This window comes from Bradyrhizobium sp. USDA 4503 (assembly GCF_054055815.1).
On sequence record NZ_JBSRXS010000001.1, the window covers coordinates 8,568,981 to 8,589,419 of the forward strand.

Annotated in this window: 15 protein-coding genes; 7 read left to right on the plus strand and 8 right to left on the minus strand. The window is 65.3% G+C overall.

Annotated features, from left to right (window positions below; genetic code table 11):
• The first annotated feature begins 21 nt into the window (after positions 1 to 21).
• A complete protein-coding gene (locus ACVMIH_RS40235) occupies positions 22 to 1,965 on the plus strand; it encodes an alkyl/aryl-sulfatase (protein WP_057017540.1) in 1,944 nt (647 codons plus the stop codon).
• Positions 1,966 to 2,085: 120 nt separating this feature from the next.
• On the opposite strand, the gene ACVMIH_RS40240 is transcribed toward ACVMIH_RS40235, so the two are convergent.
• The 6 genes from ACVMIH_RS40240 to ACVMIH_RS40265 form a co-directional block, all read right to left on the minus strand.
• A complete protein-coding gene (locus ACVMIH_RS40240; protein WP_199805251.1) occupies positions 2,086 to 2,790 on the minus strand; it encodes an ABC transporter ATP-binding protein in 705 nt (234 codons plus the stop codon).
• Positions 2,783 to 3,532 (minus strand): ABC transporter ATP-binding protein, encoded by a 750-nt coding sequence (locus ACVMIH_RS40245; protein ID WP_057017538.1) that lies wholly within the window; start codon positions 3,530 to 3,532, stop codon positions 2,783 to 2,785. The genes ACVMIH_RS40240 and ACVMIH_RS40245 overlap by 8 nt, the downstream gene beginning before the upstream one ends.
• A gap of 10 nt (positions 3,533 to 3,542) precedes the next feature.
• A complete protein-coding gene (locus ACVMIH_RS40250; RefSeq protein WP_057017537.1) occupies positions 3,543 to 4,529 on the minus strand; it encodes a branched-chain amino acid ABC transporter permease in 987 nt (328 codons plus the stop codon).
• Complete coding sequence (locus ACVMIH_RS40255) at positions 4,529 to 5,398, minus strand: branched-chain amino acid ABC transporter permease (protein ID WP_028334343.1); 870 nt, start codon at positions 5,396 to 5,398, stop codon at positions 4,529 to 4,531. The genes ACVMIH_RS40250 and ACVMIH_RS40255 overlap by 1 nt, the downstream gene beginning before the upstream one ends.
• 16 nt (positions 5,399 to 5,414) lie before the next feature.
• Positions 5,415 to 6,668 (minus strand): ABC transporter substrate-binding protein, encoded by a 1,254-nt coding sequence (locus tag ACVMIH_RS40260; RefSeq protein WP_057017536.1) that lies wholly within the window; start codon positions 6,666 to 6,668, stop codon positions 5,415 to 5,417.
• Between the two features lie 302 nt (positions 6,669 to 6,970).
• Positions 6,971 to 8,038 carry a glycosyltransferase family 4 protein gene (locus ACVMIH_RS40265; protein WP_057017535.1) on the minus strand — a complete coding sequence of 356 codons (1,068 nt, stop codon included), beginning with the start codon at positions 8,036 to 8,038 and terminating at the stop codon, positions 6,971 to 6,973.
• 313 nt (positions 8,039 to 8,351) lie between these two features.
• On the opposite strand from ACVMIH_RS40265, the gene ACVMIH_RS40270 reads away from it, so the two are divergent.
• The 5 genes from ACVMIH_RS40270 (at position 8,352) to ACVMIH_RS40290 (ending at position 16,214) form a co-directional block, all read left to right on the plus strand.
• Positions 8,352 to 10,115, plus strand: a complete 1,764-nt coding sequence (locus tag ACVMIH_RS40270; protein WP_456784256.1) for an ABC transporter ATP-binding protein — start codon at positions 8,352 to 8,354, stop codon at positions 10,113 to 10,115.
• 84 nt (positions 10,116 to 10,199) lie between these two features.
• Positions 10,200 to 12,401, plus strand: coding sequence for an amylo-alpha-1,6-glucosidase (locus ACVMIH_RS40275; protein WP_168857902.1), 2,202 nt, complete (start codon positions 10,200 to 10,202; stop codon positions 12,399 to 12,401).
• A gap of 60 nt (positions 12,402 to 12,461) precedes the next feature.
• On the plus strand, positions 12,462 to 12,992 hold the full coding sequence (locus tag ACVMIH_RS40280) for a PRC-barrel domain-containing protein (protein ID WP_456866694.1): 531 nt from the start codon (positions 12,462 to 12,464) through the stop codon (positions 12,990 to 12,992).
• A gap of 88 nt (positions 12,993 to 13,080) precedes the next feature.
• On the plus strand, positions 13,081 to 14,319 hold the full coding sequence (locus tag ACVMIH_RS40285; RefSeq protein WP_229190824.1) for an MFS transporter: 1,239 nt from the start codon (positions 13,081 to 13,083) through the stop codon (positions 14,317 to 14,319).
• A gap of 263 nt (positions 14,320 to 14,582) precedes the next feature.
• Positions 14,583 to 16,214: a L,D-transpeptidase family protein gene (locus ACVMIH_RS40290; RefSeq protein WP_456866172.1), complete on the plus strand. Its 1,632-nt coding sequence runs from the start codon at positions 14,583 to 14,585 to the stop codon at positions 16,212 to 16,214.
• A gap of 111 nt (positions 16,215 to 16,325) precedes the next feature.
• Here ACVMIH_RS40290 and ACVMIH_RS40295 read toward each other — a convergent pair whose 3' ends face one another.
• Positions 16,326 to 17,384 (minus strand): class I SAM-dependent methyltransferase, encoded by a 1,059-nt coding sequence (locus ACVMIH_RS40295; protein WP_057017529.1) that lies wholly within the window; start codon positions 17,382 to 17,384, stop codon positions 16,326 to 16,328.
• 180 nt (positions 17,385 to 17,564) lie between these two features.
• Complete coding sequence (gene glgA / locus ACVMIH_RS40300) at positions 17,565 to 18,992, minus strand: glycogen synthase GlgA (protein ID WP_456866175.1); 1,428 nt, start codon at positions 18,990 to 18,992, stop codon at positions 17,565 to 17,567.
• A 153-nt stretch (positions 18,993 to 19,145) separates the two neighbouring features.
• On the opposite strand from glgA, the gene ACVMIH_RS40305 reads away from it, so the two are divergent.
• Positions 19,146 to 20,378, plus strand: coding sequence for a CaiB/BaiF CoA transferase family protein (locus ACVMIH_RS40305; protein ID WP_456866178.1), 1,233 nt, complete (start codon positions 19,146 to 19,148; stop codon positions 20,376 to 20,378).
• Positions 20,379 to 20,439 lie beyond the last annotated feature (61 nt).

The following is a 20,439-nucleotide window of genomic DNA, read 5'->3' on the forward strand; positions in this document are numbered from 1 at the left end:
CAATCGAGGGAGTGCTTGAGTATGGCCCAGACAACCGCAAGCGAAACGTCGCATGAAAGTCCGAAGGCGGCATCCGCGCCGGTCATCGCGCAGCACGCGGCGACGCTGAAGGCGCTGCCGTTCGCCGACACCAGGGACTTCGACGACGCCGCGCGCGGCTTTCTCGGCACCATCGAGAACGCACGCGTCACCTCGGCCCAGGGCAGGGTGGTCTGGAGTCTCGAGCCCTACGGATTCCTGTCCGAGGAGAAAGCGCCCGCGACCGTCGATCCGAGCCTGTGGCGGCAGTCGCGGCTCAACATGCATCACGGCCTGTTCGAGGTGGTGCCGGGTGTCTACCAGGTGCGTGGCCTCGACATCGCCAACATGACCCTGATCGAGGGTGACACGGGCGTCATCGTGGTCGACACGCTGACCTCGATCGAGGGCGCGCGCGCCGCGATGGAATTGTACTTCCGGCACCGCGGCAAGCGGCCGGTCGCCGCCGTCATCTTCACCCACACCCACACCGACCATTGGGGCGGCGCCCGCGGTGTGCTCGACGACGCTATGCTGGCGGCGGGCGTGCCGATCATCGCGCCGAACCTCTTCATGGAGCATGCGGTCTCCGAGAACATCATCGCGGGGCCGGCGATGCTGCGCCGTGCGCAATACCAGTTCGGGCCGTTCCTCGCCAGGGGCGTGCGCGGCCATGTCGACTGCGGCCTCGGCAAGACTATGGCGGCGGGCGGCGTGGCGCTGCTGCGGCCGACCGATTTGATCATCGCGACCGGCGACAAGCGCGTGATCGACGGCGTCGAGTTCGAATTCCAGATGGCGCCGAACAGCGAGGCGCCGGCGGAGATGCATTTCTTCATCCCGCGCTACAAGCTCCTGAATCTTGCGGAGAACTGCACGCACAATTTCCACAATCTGCTGCCGTTCCGCGGCGCGGATGTGCGCGATGCGCTGGCCTGGTCGAAATATCTCGGCGAGGCGTTGCAGATGTGGGGCGGCAAGGCGGAAGCGATGTGCGGCCAGCACCACTGGCCGGTGTGGGGGCAGGCGCGGATCGACACCATGATCCGCGAGCAGCGCGACCTCTACAAATACGCGCACGACCAGACCATCCGTCTAATGAACCATGGGCTCAATGCAGCCGAGATCGCCGAGACGATCCGCCTGCCGCAGAGCCTGGAGGGCGCCTGGCACGGCCGCGGCTATTACGGCCACATCAGGCACAATGTGAAGGCGATCTACCAGAAATATCTCGGCTGGTACGATGCCAATCCGGTCAACCTCGATCCGCTGCCGCCGGTCGAGGCCGGCAAGAAATATGTGGAGTATATGGGCGGCGCCGACGCGATCCTGAAACGCGCCGCGGCGGATTTTGCCAAGGGCGAATTCCGTTTCGTGGCGCAGGCCGTCAGCCATCTCGTGTTCGCCGAGCCTGATAATCAGGCCGCGCGCTCGCTCCTCGCCGACACGTTCGAGCAGCTCGGCTATGCCGCGGAAAGCTCGACCTGGCGCAACGCCTATCTGTTCGGTGCGCAGGAGCTGCGGCAGGGCATGCCGAAGACGCCGCCGCGCTCGCCGATGCCGCGCGAGACGCTGGCTGCGCTGCGCACCGAGCAGCTTTGGGACGTGCTCGGCATCCGCCTCAACGGCCCCAAGGCCGAAGGCAAGCGCATCGTGCTGAACTGGAGCTTTACCGATACCGGCGAGACCTTCGTGCTCAATCTCGAGAATTCAGCCCTGACCTACGTTAGGGGTGCGCAGGCGGCCGATGCGCAGGCGAGCTTCACGCTGGCGCGCAGCGTGCTGGACGAGGTCATCGCCAAGCTGACCACTTTCCCGGACGCCGTCGATGCCGGCAGGATCAAGACATCCGGCGAGCTGCAGCGGCTCGATGAATTGATGGCGCTGATGGACGAATTCCCGCGGATGTTCGAGATCGTCGAGCCGAAGCGGACGGCGGTGACTTGACGAAGTCATTCCCGGGCGATGCGAAGCATCGAACCCGGAATCTCGAGATTCCGGGTCTGGTCCTTCGGACCATCCCGGAATGACGTGGCACTTAACTTACGCACTGAGTTGGCAAGTATCTCAAATCCCGAGATACGCCGCCTGCACCTGCTTGTTGCCCGCGAGCTCGGCGCTGCTGCCTTGCATGATCACATTGCCGCTTTCCAGCACGTAGGCCCGCTGCACCAGCGACAGCGCGCGGCTGACATTCTGCTCGACCAGCAGGATCGCGGTGCCCATCTTGTGGATCTCGCCGATCTTCTCGAAGGTGACGTCGGTCATCACAGGCGCGAGGCCCAGCGAGGGCTCGTCCAGCATCAGAAGGCGGGGCTTCAGCATCAGCCCGCGGCCGACCGCGACCATCTGCTGCTCGCCGCCGCTCATGGTGCCGGCGAGCTGTCTCCTGCGGTCGGCGAGCCGCGGGAAGATGCTGTAGACGAGCTCCATCGTGCGCGCGCGATCCGCCTTGGCCTTCGGCGTGTAGGCGCCGATCTCGAGATTCTCCTGCACCGTCATTTCCGGGAACACCTGGCGGCCTTCCGGCACATGCGCGATGCCGAGCTCGGGGATCCGGTAGGGCGGCAGCGTGGCGAGGTCGACGCCGTCGAACGTGACCTTGCCGCCGAACAGCTTGACGAGGCCGGAGACGGCGCGCAGCGTCGTGCTCTTGCCGGCACCGTTGGCACCTAACAGGCCGACGGCTTCGCCCTCGCCAATGGAGATGCTGACATCGGTGATGGCAGGGACCGAGCCGTAGCTGGCGCTGACGCGCGAGAGCTCAAGCATGGGCGTCTCCCTGCGCCGGCGGATGCACATAGGAGCCGAGATAGGCGCGGATCACTTCCGGATTCTCCACGATCTCCTTCGGCGCGCCCTCGGCGATCTTCTGGCCGTGGTCGAGCACCACGATGTGGCGAGCCACCGCCATGATCGCGCGCATCACATGCTCGACGATCACGATGGTGAGGCCGCTGGCGGAGAGCTTCTTCACCAGCGCCACCGCCTGGTCGATCTCGGCCGGGTTGAGTCCGGCCATCACCTCGTCGAGCAGCAGGATTTTTGGCTGCGTTGCCAGCGCGCGGGCCATTTCCAGCCGGCGCTGGTCGATGGTGGTGAGGTCCTTGGCCGGGGTCTGCTCTTTGGCGGAGAGGCCGACGAACTCGATCGCCTCGAGCGCCTTGTTGTGCGCGGCCGCGATATGCCGGTCGCGCAGGAACGCGCCGGTCATCACATTGGCGAGCACGGTCATCGCGCCGAACGGCTTTGCCACCTGGAAGGTGCGGGCAAGGCCCAGCGCGCAGACGTCATGCGGCTTGAGCCCCACGACCTCGTGACCGAAGGCGAGCACCGAGCCGGAATCCGGTCGATGAAATCCCGTGATCAAATGAAAGCTCGTGGTCTTGCCGGCGCCGTTCGGCCCGATGAGCGCGACCGTCTCGTTCTCCTGCACCGTGAAGCTGACGTCCTGCACGGCGCGCAGGCCGCCGAAGCGCTTGCTGAGACCCTTGATGACGAGTGCTTCTGCCATCGCGACGACCTCAGGCGCGCGCCGGCTTGCGCCGGGCGGTGCGGTGATAGATATCGGTCGCGAACCCGATCAGCCCGGTCGGCCGCCACAGGATGACAGCCATCAGGATCAGGCTGTAGACCGTGAGCTGGATGCCGCCGACCGAGCTGCCGAGCCAGCTTTGCAGCAGCGCCGAGGTGGTCTCCAGCAGCACGGTGCCGATCACCGGGCCCCACAGCGTGCCGATGCCGCCGACGATCGACACCAGCGCCGCCTCGATCGAGACGTTGAAGCTGAACGCGGTCGCAGGATCGATGAAGTAGATGTACTGCGTGTAGAAAGTCCCGGCGAGCGCAGTCAGGAACGCGCTGATCATGTAGATGTCGCGCTTGACCTTCGGCGCGTTGACGCCGACCGCCTCGGCGGCGTCCTCATCCTCGCCGATCGCGACGAGATAGTAGCCGATCCAGGATTTCTCGATCCTGTGGGTGATCCACAGCCCGACCACGAGCAGGCCGAGCACGACGTAATAGTACGACGACTTCTCCTCGAACTGCATCATCAGCGGCGCGCTGCCGAGGTTCGGGATCGTGGTGCCTTCGGCGCCCCAGGCGAAGTCGCGGAACTTGAGGAAGATCAGCATCAGCACCTGGGCGGTCGCGATGGTGGCGATGGTGAAATAGGGGCCGCGCAGGCGGAAGCAGAGCCAGCCGATCGGCAGGCTTGCGAGCATCGCGACCACGCCGCCCGCGATCATCCCGATCCAGGGCGAGATGCCGTAGTTCACCTGCATGATGGTGGAGGTGTAGGCGCCGAGCCCGAAATAGGCGGCGTGGCCAAGCGACAGCTGCTTGGCGTAGCCGCCCATCAGGTTCCAGGCGACGCCGATGAAGGAGAACAGCAGGATGCGGATGAAGATGTCGATCGCGAATGACGAGGTGACGAGCTGGGGCAAGGCGAGCATGACGACCGCCCCGATCGCAAGCCACAGCCATTTCATGTTGCTGGACGTCTGCATCACCGGCCCCTCCTGGCGCCGAGCCCGCTCGGCCTGAACGCGAGCGTCAGCAGCAGCAGCGCGAACACCACGATCAGGCCGGAATCGGCGCCGACGAACTGGATGCCGAGCGATTCCGCGACGCCCATCATCAGGCTTGCGATCAGCGCGCCCATCACATTGCCGAGCGTGCCCATCACCACGGCGACGAACGCCATCAGCACAAACACCTGGCCGACAAACGGATAGGCTGAATAGAACGGCATCAGCAGCGAGCCGGCGGCGCCCGCGAGCGCCAGCGCGGTGCCGAACGCGACCGCGAACACGCGGTTCGGATTGATCCCCATCAGCATCGCGACGTCGCGGTTCTGCGATGCGGCGCGCATCGCGCGGCCGAGATCGGTGGTGTGCAGGAATACCCACAGCAGCCCGCTCAGCGCCATCGCGACCGCGAAGGCGATCAGTTTCGCCACCGGGATGTACAGCCCGCCGATATGCCACGCCGCATCCGAATAGGACGTGTGGACTGTGCGGTAATTGGCGCTGAACAACATCAGCGAGAGATTGAGCAGCAACAGCGACAGCGCGAAGGTCAGGAAGATCTGCGGCATGTCGTTCGGCCCCAGCACCCTGCGGATCAGGAAATGCTGGATCAGGACGCCGGCGAGGAACAGCACCGGCATCGAGACCACGAGCGAGACCAGTGGATCGATGCCGAACTGGGTGGCGAGGAAGAACGAGATATACATCCCGATCATCACGAACTCGCCCTGGGCGAAGTTGACGATCTTGACCACGCCGAAGATCAGCGTGACGCCGATGCTGACAAGCGCGTAGATGCCGCCGATGAGCAGGCCGTTGATCACGGCCTGGGCCAGTGTCTCCCACATGCGATGCGACCGCGGTTCAGGTCTTCATCAGCGGGGCGCGGGCGTCTTCCTTCGGGAAGACGCTGACGAGATCGGTGTTTTGCCACTGCACGCCGACCGGGCGGCCGTAGACGTTCTTGCCGTCCGGCCCGAACTTCACCTTGCCGCCCGGCGCCATCGCAGCAAAGCCCGAGGAAACATCGAGCGTCGAGAGCGCCTCGCGCACCTTCTTGGGATCGGCGGAGGCGGCGCGCTCCAGCGCGTCGGCCAGCATGAAGGTCTGCGCGACCAGGCCGCCGGCATATTCGAACGCGAACTCGCCGGTGCGCTTCTTGAATTCGGCATTCACCTTCTGCGCGTCGTCGCTGACGTCGTGGTTCCAGTGCGCAACGCCCTGCAGGCCCTCGGCGGCATTGCCGACATTCTTGTAGAAGTCCGGCATCACGAAGCCGCCGGAGCCGCCGTTGATCGCGATGTTGAGCCCGACCTGCTTCACGGTGCGCACGATCAGGATGAGGTCGTTGAGATAGGACAGTGAGAACAGCGTGTTGGCGCCGGAGGCCTTGACCTTGTTGATCAGCGGGCTCGCATCGGTGAAGCCGGCCGAGTAGGGCTCGAACATCACGATCTCGACGCCTTCGCCCGGCGCCAGCTCCTTCAGCCCGTTCGAGGTCGAGGTGCCGAACGCGGTGTTCTCGAAAATGACGGCGACCTTGGCCTGCTCGCTGACCAGCTTGGCCATCTGCAGCTGCGCCTTGGCAAACTGCGAAGCGCGCGCGAACGGCGTGAAGGTGTAGGTGCGTCCCTTGTTGAGCTGATCGGAGCTCGATCCGGTGATGATCGGGACCTTCGCCCGTTCGCAGACTTCGCTCGCGATCAAGGTCAGCGCGCTGGCATAGCAGCCGTGGATCGCCGACAGCTTGTTGCCCGTGATCAGGCGGTCGGTCTCGGTGCGCGTCACCGTGGTGTCGCTCTGCACGTCCGAGACGATGAGGTTGAGCTTGGCGCCGCCGAGCGACTTGATGCCGCCGGCCTCGTTGACCATGTCGACCGCGAGCTTGGCCGCAGCCACGCAGCCGACGCCGATCTGCGCCATGCTGCCGGTGGTCGGATAGAGCGCGCCGATGTTGATCGGATCGGCCGCCCAGCCGCGCAGCGGAACGGCGCCGAACGCGCCTGCCGCCAGCACGCCGCCGGTCTTGGCGAGGAATTTGCGGCGGTTCAGCTTGTTTTGTGAGGCTCTGGTCGGTGCGGCATTATTAATGGCCGACGGCTTGCGGTCCCCTGTCATGGCGTTCCCCCTGCGCGATCACGGCACGGTTGCTCCGTCCGCTCGCTTATTATTTTTTGCTCAAGCGCGGCGCATAAGAGCACGTAATTCGGCATTCGCAAAGGCGATATCAGCCGAACTGATGGGGAAACCTGTCATCGCTGGTGCGTCGCAGCAATCGTGCGACGCGGGCATGCGTAGTGTTTTGCTGCGTGAGAGTTGCCGCCGCTCACGACGGTATTATTGACAATCGAACGACCCGACGGACCGGCACGGATGGTGCCGGCCGGCCCGCCGGATCATTCGATCGGCCGCTGCAACTGCTACTCTGCGCTGGCCACCAGCTTGAAGCGCGGCTCGGCTTCCATCAGGCCGCGGAAGGCGGCGAGATAGTCGAGCGCCATGCGCCGCGCGGTGAAGCGGGTCTCGAACTGCTTGCGGATCGCGTCGCGATTGAGCGTTCCTAGGCGGCCGACGGAGGAGATCGCACTGATCTCGTCCTCGACGATGAAGCCGGTCAGGCCATCCTCGATGATCTCCGGCACCGAGCCGCGGTTATAGGCGATGACGGGCGTGCCGCAGGCCATCGCTTCGATCATCACGAGGCCGAACGGCTCCGGCCAGTCGATCGGAACCAGGAGCCCGATCGCGCCGCTGAGAAAATCCGGCTTCTCGCGGTCGCTGATTTCGCCGATGAACTCGACCAACGGGTTGCTGGTGATCAGCGGCTTGATCAACTCATCGTAATATTCCTGGTCGGCACGATCGACCTTAGCCGCGATCCTCAGCGGAATGCCGCAGCGGGTTGCGATCTTGATCGCGCGATCGACGCCTTTCTCCGGCGCGATGCGCCCGAGTACCGCGAGATAGGACGGCTTCGCCGGTTGCGGCGTCAGCAGATTCTCCGGTAGGCCGTGATGGATGGTGCGCACCCAATGCGCCTGCGGCACCGGCCGCCGCTGCGCGTTGGAGATCGAGATCACCGGAATCTTCGAGAAGGTGTTGAAGACCGGCTGATGCTCCGGCAGGTCGAGCCGTCCGTGCAAGGTGGTGACGAACGGCGTCGGCTGCCGCGCGAACAGCGACCACGGATAATAGTCGAGATGGCAGTGCAGGAAGTCGAACTCCTCGTCGTCGGCCTTCTGCCGCACGCGTTCCAGCATCACCATGTGGAGCGCATTGGGATCGCGGACCGAGCCGTCGAGCCGCAGTGCCTTCGGCCAGGTCGCATCGAGCTTCGCGGAGGTTTGAGAATCGCCACTGGCGAACAACGTCACGTCATGTCCAAGTGTTACAAGTTCTTCGGTCAGCCAGTGCACGACCCGTTCGGTGCCGCCGTAGAGCTTGGGGGGAACAGCCTCCGTCAGCGGGGCAACCTGCGCGATGCGCATCTCTCCGTCTCCTGTTTGTAATGTGGAATGAACTACCCTCAGCCCTCAGATGGCACCGACATGCCAAAGACGGGAACGTTCTCGCACGTGCGAGGTTCCTTAGATGTGGGAGATCTGCCGCTTCTTTCTTCCATCACACTGTGGTCTTGCTGATGCCATCACGCTCCAACACGGTTTTGCCTATGCCAGCGTTGCAAAATTGTTGCGCAGTGATGGCTGCATCAAGGAATCCCACCGCCGCCCTTCACGTCATCGTGCGCGAGAGCTTCGACTAGAATTTTCTCGTTCACCTTCAACAGCTTTGCAGGACGTCATGGACCATCTGTCAGGATATGCGCATCGTCCGTTTCCCTTTGTGTTGCGCTATCTGCGCCGGCGTCTGCCGTCGCATGTTGTGATTTTGTCAGCCGTTGTTGCGGCGGTTGCCTGCTCGGTAGGCACGCAATACGGCGTGAAGAATCTGGTCGATGCGCTGTCGGCAGGGCCGTCGGCCGCGAGCGGCGTATGGCTGGCATTCGCTCTGCTCATGTCACTGATTGCAGCCGACAACTTCCTGTGGCGGATCGCGAGCTGGACCGCGAGCTACACCTTTGTCAGCGTCACCGGCGATCTTCGCCGCGACATGTTCCGCCATCTCACCGGCCACGCGCCGAGCTATTTCACGGACCGGCTGCCGGGCATGCTGACCAGCCGGATCACGGCGACCTCGAACGCGGTGTTCACCGTCGAGAATATGTTCGTATGGAACGTGTTGCCGCCCTGCATCGCGACCTTCGCGGCGATCGCCCTGGTTGGAACAGTCAGCGTGACAATGTCAGCAGTGCTGATCCTGATCGCCGGAACCATGGTGGTGGCCATGTTCCGCATCGCCGCCGCCGGCCGGCCGCTGCATGACGATTTCGCCAACAGGGCGGCCGCCGTGGACGGCGAAATGGTCGACGTCATCAACAACCTGCCGCTGGTACGCGCGTTCTGCGGCCTCGGCTATGAGCACGAACGCTTCGATGCGACCGTCAATCGGGAACTCGTCGCGCGTGGCCGTTCCCTGCGCTACCTCGAGAAGCTTCGTCTCATTCACGCCGGCGTGACCGTCATCCTGACCATCGCGATGCTGGCCTGGGCGCTCAGCCTCTGGCAGCAGGGCGCGGCGACCACCGGCGACGTCGTGCTGGTCTGCACGCTCGGCATCTCGATCCTCAGCGCCACCCGCGATCTCGCGGTCGCGCTGGTCGACGTCACCCAGCATGTCGCGCGGCTGACCGAGGCGCTGGCGACGCTGCTGCAGCCGCACGAGCTGAAGGACCATCCGGAGGCCGAGGCGCTGGTGAAGAGCGGCGCCGCGATCGCCTTCAACAACGTCTCGTTCCGCTATCCCGGCGGCCTGCAGGTGTTCGAGCGCTTCAGCCTGCGCATCCAGCCCGGCCAGCGGGTCGGCCTGGTCGGCCACTCCGGCGGCGGCAAGTCAACACTGTTTACCCTTCTGCAGCGCTTCTACGACGTCGAGCAGGGCAACATCACCGTCGACGGCCAGGACATCTCGCGCGTCACGCAGCAAAGCCTGCGCGCCGCAATCTCGGTGGTGCCGCAGGATATCTCGCTGTTCCACCGTTCGATCCTGGAGAACATCCGCTACGGCCGGCCGGACGCCACCGACGACGAGGTGCTGCGGGCGGCGATCGCGGCGCGCTGCGACTTCATCGAAACTTTGCCCGAGGGCATGAACACCATCGTCGGCGATCGCGGCGTCAAGGTCTCCGGCGGCCAGCGCCAGCGCATCGCGATCGCGCGCGCCTTCCTGAAGGATGCGCCGATCCTGCTGCTCGATGAGGCCACCGCGGCGCTCGATGCCGACTCCGAGGAGGCGATCCGCGAGGCGTTGTCGCGGCTGATGCGCGGGCGTACCGTGGTCGCGATCGCGCACCGCCTCGCGACGTTGCGCAGCTTCGACCGCGTGCTCGTGCTGCAGGGTGGCCGGATCGTCGAGGACGGTCCGCCCGATATCCTCGTGAAGGGAAGGGGCCCCTACCGCGACCTGGTCGCGCGTGAAATGGGCCGACTTTCCACCAGCGCGGCCTGACCCCGCGTCGTCAAGTGCGTTTGTGCGTTCCGGTGCGTTCGTTCGAACCAGGATACGGGCCAAGCAAAGTCGCCAGAGGTTCTGATGGCAGCTGACGTCGTTACGCAGATCATCACCGCTCGCATCACGGAGCACGTCGCCGAATCGCCGTTCTACATTCCGATGACCGGGCCCGCGGCGCGGCCGCGGCGCTCGCTCAAGCATGACGACACCTTCATCGTGCTCGACAGCCATGGCGACATCGGCGCCTCGGCCGGCGGGCCGGACGGCCTGTTCAACGCCGACACCCGCTACCTGGCGCGGCTGGAAATGGTGCTGGAGGACGTGCAGCCGCTCCTGCTCGGCTCCAACATGCGCGACGACAATTCGGCGCTGACGGTCGACCTTACCAATTCCGACGTCTATCGCGACGACCGCCTCACGCTGCCGAAGGACACGCTGCATATCGTGCGCTCGATCTTTCTGTGGCGCGGCACGGCCTATCAGCGCATCGGCCTGCAGAATCACGGCGATCATGCCGCGAGCTTCGATCTCACGCTGCTGTTCGACAATGACTTTGCCGATCTGTTCGAGGTGCGCGGCGAGCGCCGGCCGCGGCGTGGCATCGGCTCGAGCAAGCTGCTCGGCCCGACCGACGTGGTGCTGGAATATTGCGGCCTCGACGAGCAGACGCGGATCACCGCGCTGCATTTCGATCCGCGGCCGACGCGGCTGTCGGTCAACGCGGCGACCTATCATTTCGATCTCGAGCCGGGGCAGGTCACGTCGCTGTTCGTCGCGGTCTCCTGCAACAAGCCGATCATGCAGAAGCCGGTGCCGTTCTTCCGCGGCCTGCTGGCGCATCGCCGCGAGATGCGGACTTCGTCGGCCGGCGCAGCCAGCATCGAGACCTCGAACAACATCTTCAACGAGGTGCTGTGCCAGGCGATGGCCGACCTCAACATGCTGATGACCGAGACGCCGCAGGGCCGTTACCCCTATGCCGGCATTCCCTGGTATTCGACGACGTTCGGCCGCGACGGGCTGATCACCGCGTTGCAGATGCTGTGGGTCGATCCACGGATCGCCAAGGGCGTGCTGAAGCGGCTCGCGCTGTTCCAGGCCAAGGCGGTCGATCCGCTGGCCGATGCCGCGCCAGGCAAGATCCTGCACGAGATGCGCGGCGGCGAGATGGCCGCGCTTCGTGAGGTGCCGTTCGCGCATTATTATGGCAGCGTCGATTCGACTCCGCTGTTCGTGCTGCTCGCCGGGCTCTATCTGGAGCGCACCGGCGATTTGGAGACGCTGCGCGAGCTGTGGCCCGCGGTCGAGGCCGGCTTGCAATGGATCGACGGCCCGGGCGATCCCGACGGTGACGGCTTCGTCGAATATCAGCGCGCCACCGAGGAGGGGCTGCGCAATCAAGGCTGGAAGGATTCGTTCGACGCCATCTTCCACGCCGACGGAACGCTTGCCGAGGGCAATATCGCGCTCGCGGAAGTGCAGGGCTACGTATTTGCCGGCAAGCAGCTTGCCGCGCGCGCGGCGCGCAAGCTCGGCTTTGCCGACAAGGCTGCGAAGCTGGAAGCCGAGGCCGAGCGGCTGCGCGAGCGGTTCGAGGAAGCATTTTGGTGCGAGGAGCTCGGCACATATGCGGTCGCGCTCGACGGCGCCAAGCAGCCGTGCAAGGTGCGCACGTCGAATGCCGGCCAGACATTGTTTTCCGGCATGGTGCGGGAAGACCGCGCGCGACGGGTCGCCGCCGACCTGATGAGCCAGAAGTTCTTTTCGGGCTGGGGCATCCGCACCGTCGCCGCGGGCGAAGTGCGCTACAACCCGATGTCCTATCACGACGGCTCGATCTGGCCGCATGACAATGCGCTGATCGCGCTCGGATTTGCCCGCTACGGCCTCAAGCATTCGGTCGCGCATCTGTTCAAGGGCCTGTTCGACGCCGCGAGCTATATGGAACTGCGGCGGCTGCCGGAATTGTTCTGCGGCTTCCGCCGCGAGCGCCGGCGCGGCCCGGTGCTCTATCCCGTGGCCTGTGCACCGCAGGCCTGGGCGAGCGCGACGCCGTTCACGCTGCTGGAGGCGGCGCTCGGCCTCGAGTTCGACACCGCGCGCGGCGAGATTAGGTTGCGCGATCCGCGGCTGCCGGAGTTCCTCAACGACGTGGTGCTGCGCGACCTCAGGCTCGGCGCTTCCAGTGTCGATCTGAGGCTGCGCCGCCATGACGACGAGGTGTCGCTCGAAGTGTTGCGAACGCGCGGCCAGATCCAGGTGTCTATCGTGCTGACGCATTGAGCGTCGTCGTGCGGCATGCGCGCGCCGGGAAATCGCGGGGAGAGTAACATGCGTCCGAGGATGATGATGATGCTGGTCGCAGCGGCGCTGCTGGCATGCGCGGGTGTCCGGGCCGCCGACGACGAAGCGCCGGCGCCTGCACCATCGCCGCCGGCAGCCCAGGCGCCGCCAGCAGCCTCTGCGACGCCGAAGGAGCAGGCGAAGGAGCCCTCAAAGGAATCGTCCAAGGAACCGTCGCCGCCGCCGTCGGTGACCGTGATCGGTGCTCGCGATGCGCACGGCATTCTCGGGCGCGACGTTCGCAGTTCCGCCAATGAGAACATGGGCCGTATCGTCGACGTCATTGTCGACCGCGACGGCAAGGTCCGCGCCGCAGTGATCGATTTCGGCGGCTTCCTCGGCGTCGGCAGCCGCAAGATCGTGGTCGATTGGAACGCGCTGCGTTTCGCCGGTGTTTCCAGCAAGAGCGACAGCATCACGCTGGACCTCAACAAGCAGCAGGTGAGCGCTGCGCCCGAGTACAAGGAAGATACGCCGCTGATCGTGCTGGGCGCGGCGGGAAGCCTGCATCCATGGGATTACGAACATTAGGGGGGTAGAGCTGGTCGCGCGTCCGAACTCTTCTTTAGAGACGGTTGGCGACGATCGTGGCGAGCGATCAGCCGGCAGCACCAACGTTGTGTCAATTGTCCCCGATCAGCCCACTCCGGAGGAACCGCGCGGGCCGTCGCGGGAAAGCCAGCGCGGCCTCGACTGGTTCATCTTCTTCCTGGCCGACGTGCAGACCGGCTTCGGCCCGTTCGTCGCGGTCTATCTGACGACGCAGAAATGGACCCAGGTCGAGATCGGCTTCGTGCTCTCGATCGGCGGCATTATCGGACTCTTGGGCCAGATGCCCGGCGGAGCGATCGTCGATGCGGCGCGCTCCGAGCGGGTCGTTGCGGGCTGTGCGGTGGCCGCGATTGGCGCCAGCGCGTTGGCCTACGCGCTCTGGCCGATCTTTCCCGTGGTGACGCTCGCCGCGACGCTGCACGCGCTCGCGAGCTGCGTGCTCGGTCCGGCGATCGCCGCGATCAGCCTCGGCCTGGTCGGGCCGCTTGCGATCGGCGAGCGGCTCGGCCGCAATGCGCGCTTCGCCTCGCTCGGCAGCGGCTCGGCCGCAGCACTGATGGGCGCCTGCGGCTATCTGCTGTCGAGCCGCTCGGTGTTCCTCGTCACCTTCATCCTGGCGATCCCGACGCTGTTGTCGCTGGCCCGGATCCGCGAGCGCGAGATCGACATCGCGCAGGCCCATGGCGAGGTGAAACGGGAAGTCCCCGACAAGCGCGCCACCAGCGTCGTCGGCCTGGTGCGGCAGCGGCCGCTCTTGATCTTCGCCGGCGCGATGATGCTGTTCCAGCTCGCCAATGCCGCGATGCTGCCCTTGATGGCGGGCGTGGTGACGACACGGTCGAGCCAATGGGCGCCGGTCCTGATCGCTGCCTGCATCATTGTGCCGCAGGCGATCGTCGCGCTGTCCTCGCCGTCGGTCGGCCGCAAGGCCCAGGCCTGGGGGCGGCGGCCGCTGTTGTTGATCGCATTCGCCGCGCTGGCGATCCGCGGCCTGTTGTTCGCGACGGTGCGCGACCCTTATGTGCTGGTCATGGTGCAGATTTTCGACGGCATCACCGCGGCGATCTTCAGCGTAATGGTGCCGCTGATCGTGGCCGACATCGCCTTCGGCAGCGGCCATTTCAACCTGGCGCAGGGCATTGTCGGTACCGCGGTCGGCATTGGCGCGTCGCTCAGCACGGTGCTGGCCGGCTATGTCAGCGACAAGCTCGGCAGCAGCACGGCCTTCATGGGCCTCGCCGGGATCGCCGCATTCGGGCTGTTCGTGATCTGGCTGGTGATGCCGGAGACGCGGCGGACGGCATGATGGCAGGGCGCAACCGCGGCACCATTGGCCGCCACCGACCAGACTGGGATACGGCTACCGGTCGGTTTTGCTGCGCGGCACCCTTTCTCCTGCGTGTGCCGTCATATATGAGTGAATACATAAGTGATTTGCTGCTGGAACGAGTCCGATGGTCCCCAGGAGCGAGTTCGCGCGTTGGACCGTGGCGGCGATTAATCAATCCAAAATCGCGGTCTGGTACGGGGTTGACGGAGCGCGGGCAGGCATTTCGACCGAGGAGCGGCATGGTACATCGAACGACGACGGCGCAAACCACCGGAGCGATGCGGCGTTGGGGCCAACCCGCCTTTGTGACTTTCGCAGCGATGGTCACACTTGCGTCACTGACCGGTGGCGTCGCGGCGAAAGAGCAGCGTCCCGCGGCAGCCGTCGAGGCGACCGCGCCGCGCACCGCTGGCGAGCCGATCATGGCGATCGTGTCGATCAAGGCCCAGAAGGTGACGCTCTACGACGCCGAGGGCTGGATCTACCGTGCGCCGGTCTCGAGCGGCGTCAAGGGACGCGAGACGCCGGCCGGCGTCTTTGCGCTGATCGAGAAGGACAAGGACCACCACTCGACCCTGTATGACGATGCCTGGATGCCCAACATGCAGCGCATCACCTGGAACGGCATCGCGCTGCATGGCGGGCCGCTGCCGGGATATGCGGCCTCGCACGGCTGTGTCCGGATGCCCTACGATTTTGCCGAGAAGCTGTTCGACAAGACCCGGATCGGGATGCGGGTGATCATCGCGCCGAACGACCCGGCCCCGGTCGATTTCACCCATCCGGCGCTGTTCGTGCCGAACGCGCAAGCCATTGCGGCAGCTCCGGCGCGCGCCGAGAAGCTCAGCCGCGAGGCCGCGGATGCCGCCAAGGCAGCCGACGAGGCGAAGAAGGCTTCGATAGCCGCGACCAAGGAGGCCGCACTGTTCACACCGGCGTCGCTGCGCAAATTGCAACAGATCAAGACCCGTGCCGATGCTGCGGTTGCGTTGGCCGACAAGACGCTCGCCGCGGCCAAGACCGACCAGGCCAAGGCGCGCGCCGAGGATCTGAAGCAGAAGGCGGTGGCCAAGGCCGCCGAAGCGACCACGCAGTTCGAGGCCGCCCAGGGCGACGCCAAGCCGAAGCTCGACGCCGCAGCCGCCGCCAAGGACGCCGCCAAGGCGGCCGAGACCAGGAAAGCCGATACCCAGAAGGCGGCGACCGAGGCGAAGCTCGCGCTGGAGCCGGTGTCCGTCTACATCAGCCGCGCGACGCAGAAGCTTTACGTTCGGCGCAACACCCACAAGCCGTGGGCTGATGGCGGCGAAGTGTTCGACTCGAGCATCGAGGTTCCAGTCACGATTCGCGATCCGGACAAACCGATCGGCACGCACATCTACACGGCGATGGCACGCAACGACGCGGGCGGTCTGCGCTGGACCGAGGTGTCGATCGACGACGGCGACAGCGCCAGGAACGCGCTCGACCGCATCACCATCCCGCAGGATGTGCTGGATCGCATCGCGCCGACCGTCGTTGCGCGCTCTTCGATCATCATCTCGGACGAGCCATTGAGCGCCGAGACCAACTATCGCACCGAATTCGTCGCCGTTCTGAGCAACCAGCCTCAGGGCGGTTTCATCACGCGCAAGCCGACCCGGCCCATGATGACCGACGACATGGTTGCGAGCAGAGACGACGACGGTTTCGGCTTCTTCTATCAGCGCAGCTGGAATCCCCAATCGGGCACCCAATACGGTACTCCGTATGGCAGTCCCCAATACAGCAATCCTCAGTACGGCAATCCCCAGATTTACGGTAATCCGCAAGCGGCCAATCCGCGCCGGCGCGGCGGCCAGTACTTCTGGCAATCGCAACAGGACTGGTAGCGGGGCGTCGAGGACGCAGGCCACAACGAGCGGCCGGGGCGTGAGATCAGCATTGCAGCGTTGGGCGGCGGCGTGATGTCGCCGCCCAATCGCATTGTGCGGTTGCCCGTCTTACGGGCGAGCTTCCAGGATCAGGTTGAACGGCGTTTCCGCGGCGCGGCGGAACCGCGAGAAGCCGCCCTGGCGCGCCACCTCGCGCAGTCTTGCCTCTCCGGCCTGCGCGCCGAGCGCGAGCCCGACCTCCTGGTCCAGCGACGCCGGCGTGCAGATCATCGTCGAGGCGGCGTAGTAGACGCGCCCGATCGGATTGAGGTTGTCCTCCAGCCGGTCGTTGGCGAACGGCTCGATCAGCATGCAGGTGCCGTCGTCGGCGAGGGTGGAGCGGGTATGCTTGAGGGCGCCGACCGGATCGCCCATGTCGTGCAGGCAGTCGAAGAAGCACACCAGGTCATAGCCCTTGGCCGGGAATGTCTTGGCGGAATGCGTTTCGAAATGAACGCGGTCCGACAATCCCGCCTCCCGCGCGGACTTCCGCGCCGCCTCGATCGAGCCCTCGTGATAATCGAAGCCGTAGAAGGTTGATTTTGGAAACGCCTCCGCCATCAATCGCGTCGAGACGCCGTGCCCGCAGCCGACGTCGGCGACGACGGCGCCTTTCTTCAGCTTGTCGACGACGCCCTCGAGCGCCGGCAGCCATTCCTGCACCAGATAGTGCTTGTAGCTGGTGCGGAAGAAGCGGGCGGTGCCGCAGAACAGGCACTCGCTGCGCCTGTTCCAGCCGACGCCTTTGCCGGTCTTGAAGGCGTCGGTAATTTTTGGCTCATCGAGAAAGGTCGCGCCGACCAGGCTTCCGACGGCGCCGAGGAAGACCGGGCTGTCCTCGTCGGCCAGCGCGAGCGCCTGCTCGGGCAGCATCGAGAATTTTCCGGATGCCTTGTCGTACTCGATGTAGCCGGAGGCCGCCTGCGCCGACAGCCACTCCTGGATGTAGCGCTCGGCCGTTCCCGTTGCCTTGGCCAGGGCCGCGGCATTCATCGGCCCGCCCTGCGCGAGGGCCCTGTACAGCCCGAGCTTGTCGCCCAGCAGCATCAACGAGGCATTCATCGCCGCGCCGACATCGCCGATCATCTTTCCCATGAATGAATTGAGGCGCTCTTCGTTGACGTCCATGATGTTCCTCCATCGCAATCGCGTTTGGCCAAAAGTCATCATTCGCAATTTCACGCATGCGTCGTCGTCCAGCCGTGTGGCGACGTGATTGCCTGAAAGGTTCGGTGCAATGACCCGATTGTTACCGGGCCGGTGGGATCCCACAGCCGCCCGGCTTCACAAGCCCGCGAGGCGAGCCGCCTACGCCATCACGCGCGGCATGATCAGCCTTTTGTACAGCGCTCCGTAGCAGGCGGCCGACAGGTCCCAGCTGTAGGACTTGGCCATCGCGCTGGAGCGCATGGCGTTGAGCCGGTCCTTGGCGCGGTAGGCGTCGAAGGCGCGCCTGACGCCGCCGAGGAAGGATTCCGCCGACGGCTGCGCGAACAGGAAGCCGGTCTCGCCGTCGGCGATGGTTTCCGCAAGCCCGCCGGTCTGGTGGCCGATCGGCAGCGAGCCGAAGCGCTGCGCATACATCTGGCTGAGGCCGCAGGGCTCGAAGCGCGACGGCATCAGGGTGAAATCGCTGCCGGCGAAGATTCGGCGCGCCTGCCCATCGTTGAAGCCGATGATCACGCCGATCGCATCGGGCCGGCGGCGATGCGCGGCCACCAGCGCATCCTCGATGGCCGGCTCGCCGCTGCCGGTGACGACGATCTGTCCGCCGTCCCTGACGATCTCGTCGGCGGCCGACAGCACGAGGTCGACGCCTTTCTGATGCACGAGGCGGGCGACGAGGCCAAAGATCGGCCCGCGCGAGACCGCAAGGCCGAACTGGCGGCGGACATAGTCGGCGTTGGCCTGCTTGCCCTTCCAGTCGCCGGAGCCGAACGGCTGTGCGAGCTGCGCGCAATGGCGCGGATCCCAACTCTCGTCGATGCCGTTCAGGATGCCGGTCAGCTGGTCGGCGTCGGAGCGCACGCGGAGCAGGCCTTCCAGACCGCAGCCGAGCTCCGCGGTTGTGATCTCCCTGGCGTAGGTCGCGCTGACCGTAGTCAGATGCGAGGCGTAGACGAGGCCGCCCTTGAGGAAGGAGAGCTTGTCGTAGAACTCCAGCCCGTCGATGTGGAATGAGCTTTCCGGTGCGCCGATCCGCCGCAGCGAGTCCTTCGGAAACAGGCCCTGATAGGCGAGATTGTGGATGGTGAGGATCGACGGAATCCGCGCGTTGCGCCAGGCGAGGTAGGCCGGTGTGAGCGCCGCCTGCCAGTCGTTGGCGTGTACGAGGTCCGCTGCCCAATTCTTGTCCAGCATCCCGGCTGCAAGTTCGGCAGCGGCGGAGGCAAAGCGGCCGAAGCGGATGTCGTTGTCGGGCCAGTCGCGGCCGGACTCATCGCCATAGGGATTGCCCGGCCTCTCGTAGAGTTGCGGGCACAGCAGCACATAGACCGGAAGTGCGTCCCTGGTCGACGCAAGCCCGAGCGTGCAGGCCGGCATCTCGGCGAGCGCTCGGCATTGCCCAACGATTTCAATATGCGTGAACTGTTCGACCACATCCCGGTAGCCGGGAAGCATGATCCTGACGTCGCTCCACGGGCGGAGCGCCCGTGGAAGGGCGGCGGAAACGGCGGCGAGCCCGCCCACGCGGACGAAATCGTCCATCTCCGTCGTGACGAATAAGACCTTCAACAAGCGCCCTCGTTCCAGCCCGTGACATGGCTATGCAAGATCGGGTCCAATCTGCCTTTGAGTAAAATGCAAGACGGCCCGCGCTCCCGGTCTGGACGAGACGCTTTCCTGCCAGGGCTGCTCACTTTAGGGTCACGCGACGCCGAACAACCAATGACGAAGGTGGAGGAAGCCTTGCCGACGACCATAGCCGCTGACGATGAGGGGAATTTGACACGGAGCTTCGACGGCCTTCGCGTGCTCGATTTTTCGACCACGATCGCCGGACCTCATTGCACGCGGATGCTCGCCGACATGGGCGCGGAGGTGATCAAGATCGAGCCCGCCGAGGGCGAGACGATGCGGACGCGGCCGCCGGTGCGCAACAATTGCTCGACGGCGTTCGGCCAGCTCAATATAGGCAAGAACAGCCTGGTGCTCGACCTGAAGTCGCCGGCCGGCGTCGAAGCCGTGCGCCGGCTGATCGCCACCGCCGACGTGCTGGTGGAGAATTTCCGTCCCGGCGTGATGCGGCGGCTGAAGCTCGACTATGCCTCTATCCGCGACATCAATCCGAAGCTGATCTTTTGCTCGATCTCCGGCTACGGCCAGACCGGCCCGTCGGCGGAATTGCCGGCCTATGCGCCGGTGATCCATGCCGCCTCGGGCTACGAGATGGCGCATCTCGCCTACCAACCGGGCCGCAGCCGGCCGGACTATTGCGGCATCTACCACGCCGATGTGCTGACCGGCGTCTACGCCTTCGGTGCGATCTCGGCGGCGCTCTACCAGCGCGCCGCCAGCGGCAAGGGCCAGCACATCGACGTCTCGATGCTGGAATCGATGCTGAGCCTGACCCTGAACGAGTTGCAATGGTCGCAATTCGAGGTGAAGCAAACCCAGCGCCCGATGTTCGGCCCGATCGAGACCACCGACGGCTACGTGATGGTGGCGATCGCCAGCGAGAAGACGTTCCAGAACCTGATGCAGGTGATCGGTCGTCCCGATTGGGTGTCCGATCCGCGCTTCGCCAAATATGCCGATCGGCGGGAGAACTGGGCGGGCCTGATGGAGGGCGTGGAGGCGTGGTCGCGCTCGGTCAGCACGCAGGCCTGCCTTGCCGCGCTCAACGAGTATGGCGTGCCGTCATCGGCCTATCGCACCGTGCGCGAGGCACTCGACGATCCGCAAATCGCCCATCGCGGCGCGCTGGCCGAGGTTGCGGACGGCGGCGGCAGCTTCAAGGTGCTCAATCTGCCGTTCCGCATGTCTGGCGCTGCGGTCGGTGCGCGCAAGCGGATGTCGACGCTGGGCGAGCACACGCTGTCCTATCTGAAGGAGATCGGGCTCTCCGAGGATCAGATCGCAGGCTTCGCAGCGCAACCGGCAAAGACGGCGCGTCATTAAGCCTGCGGCTTTTCATCCGCATTACGGTCTTGTCGCGCGCGGCGATTCCGGACAATCTGCC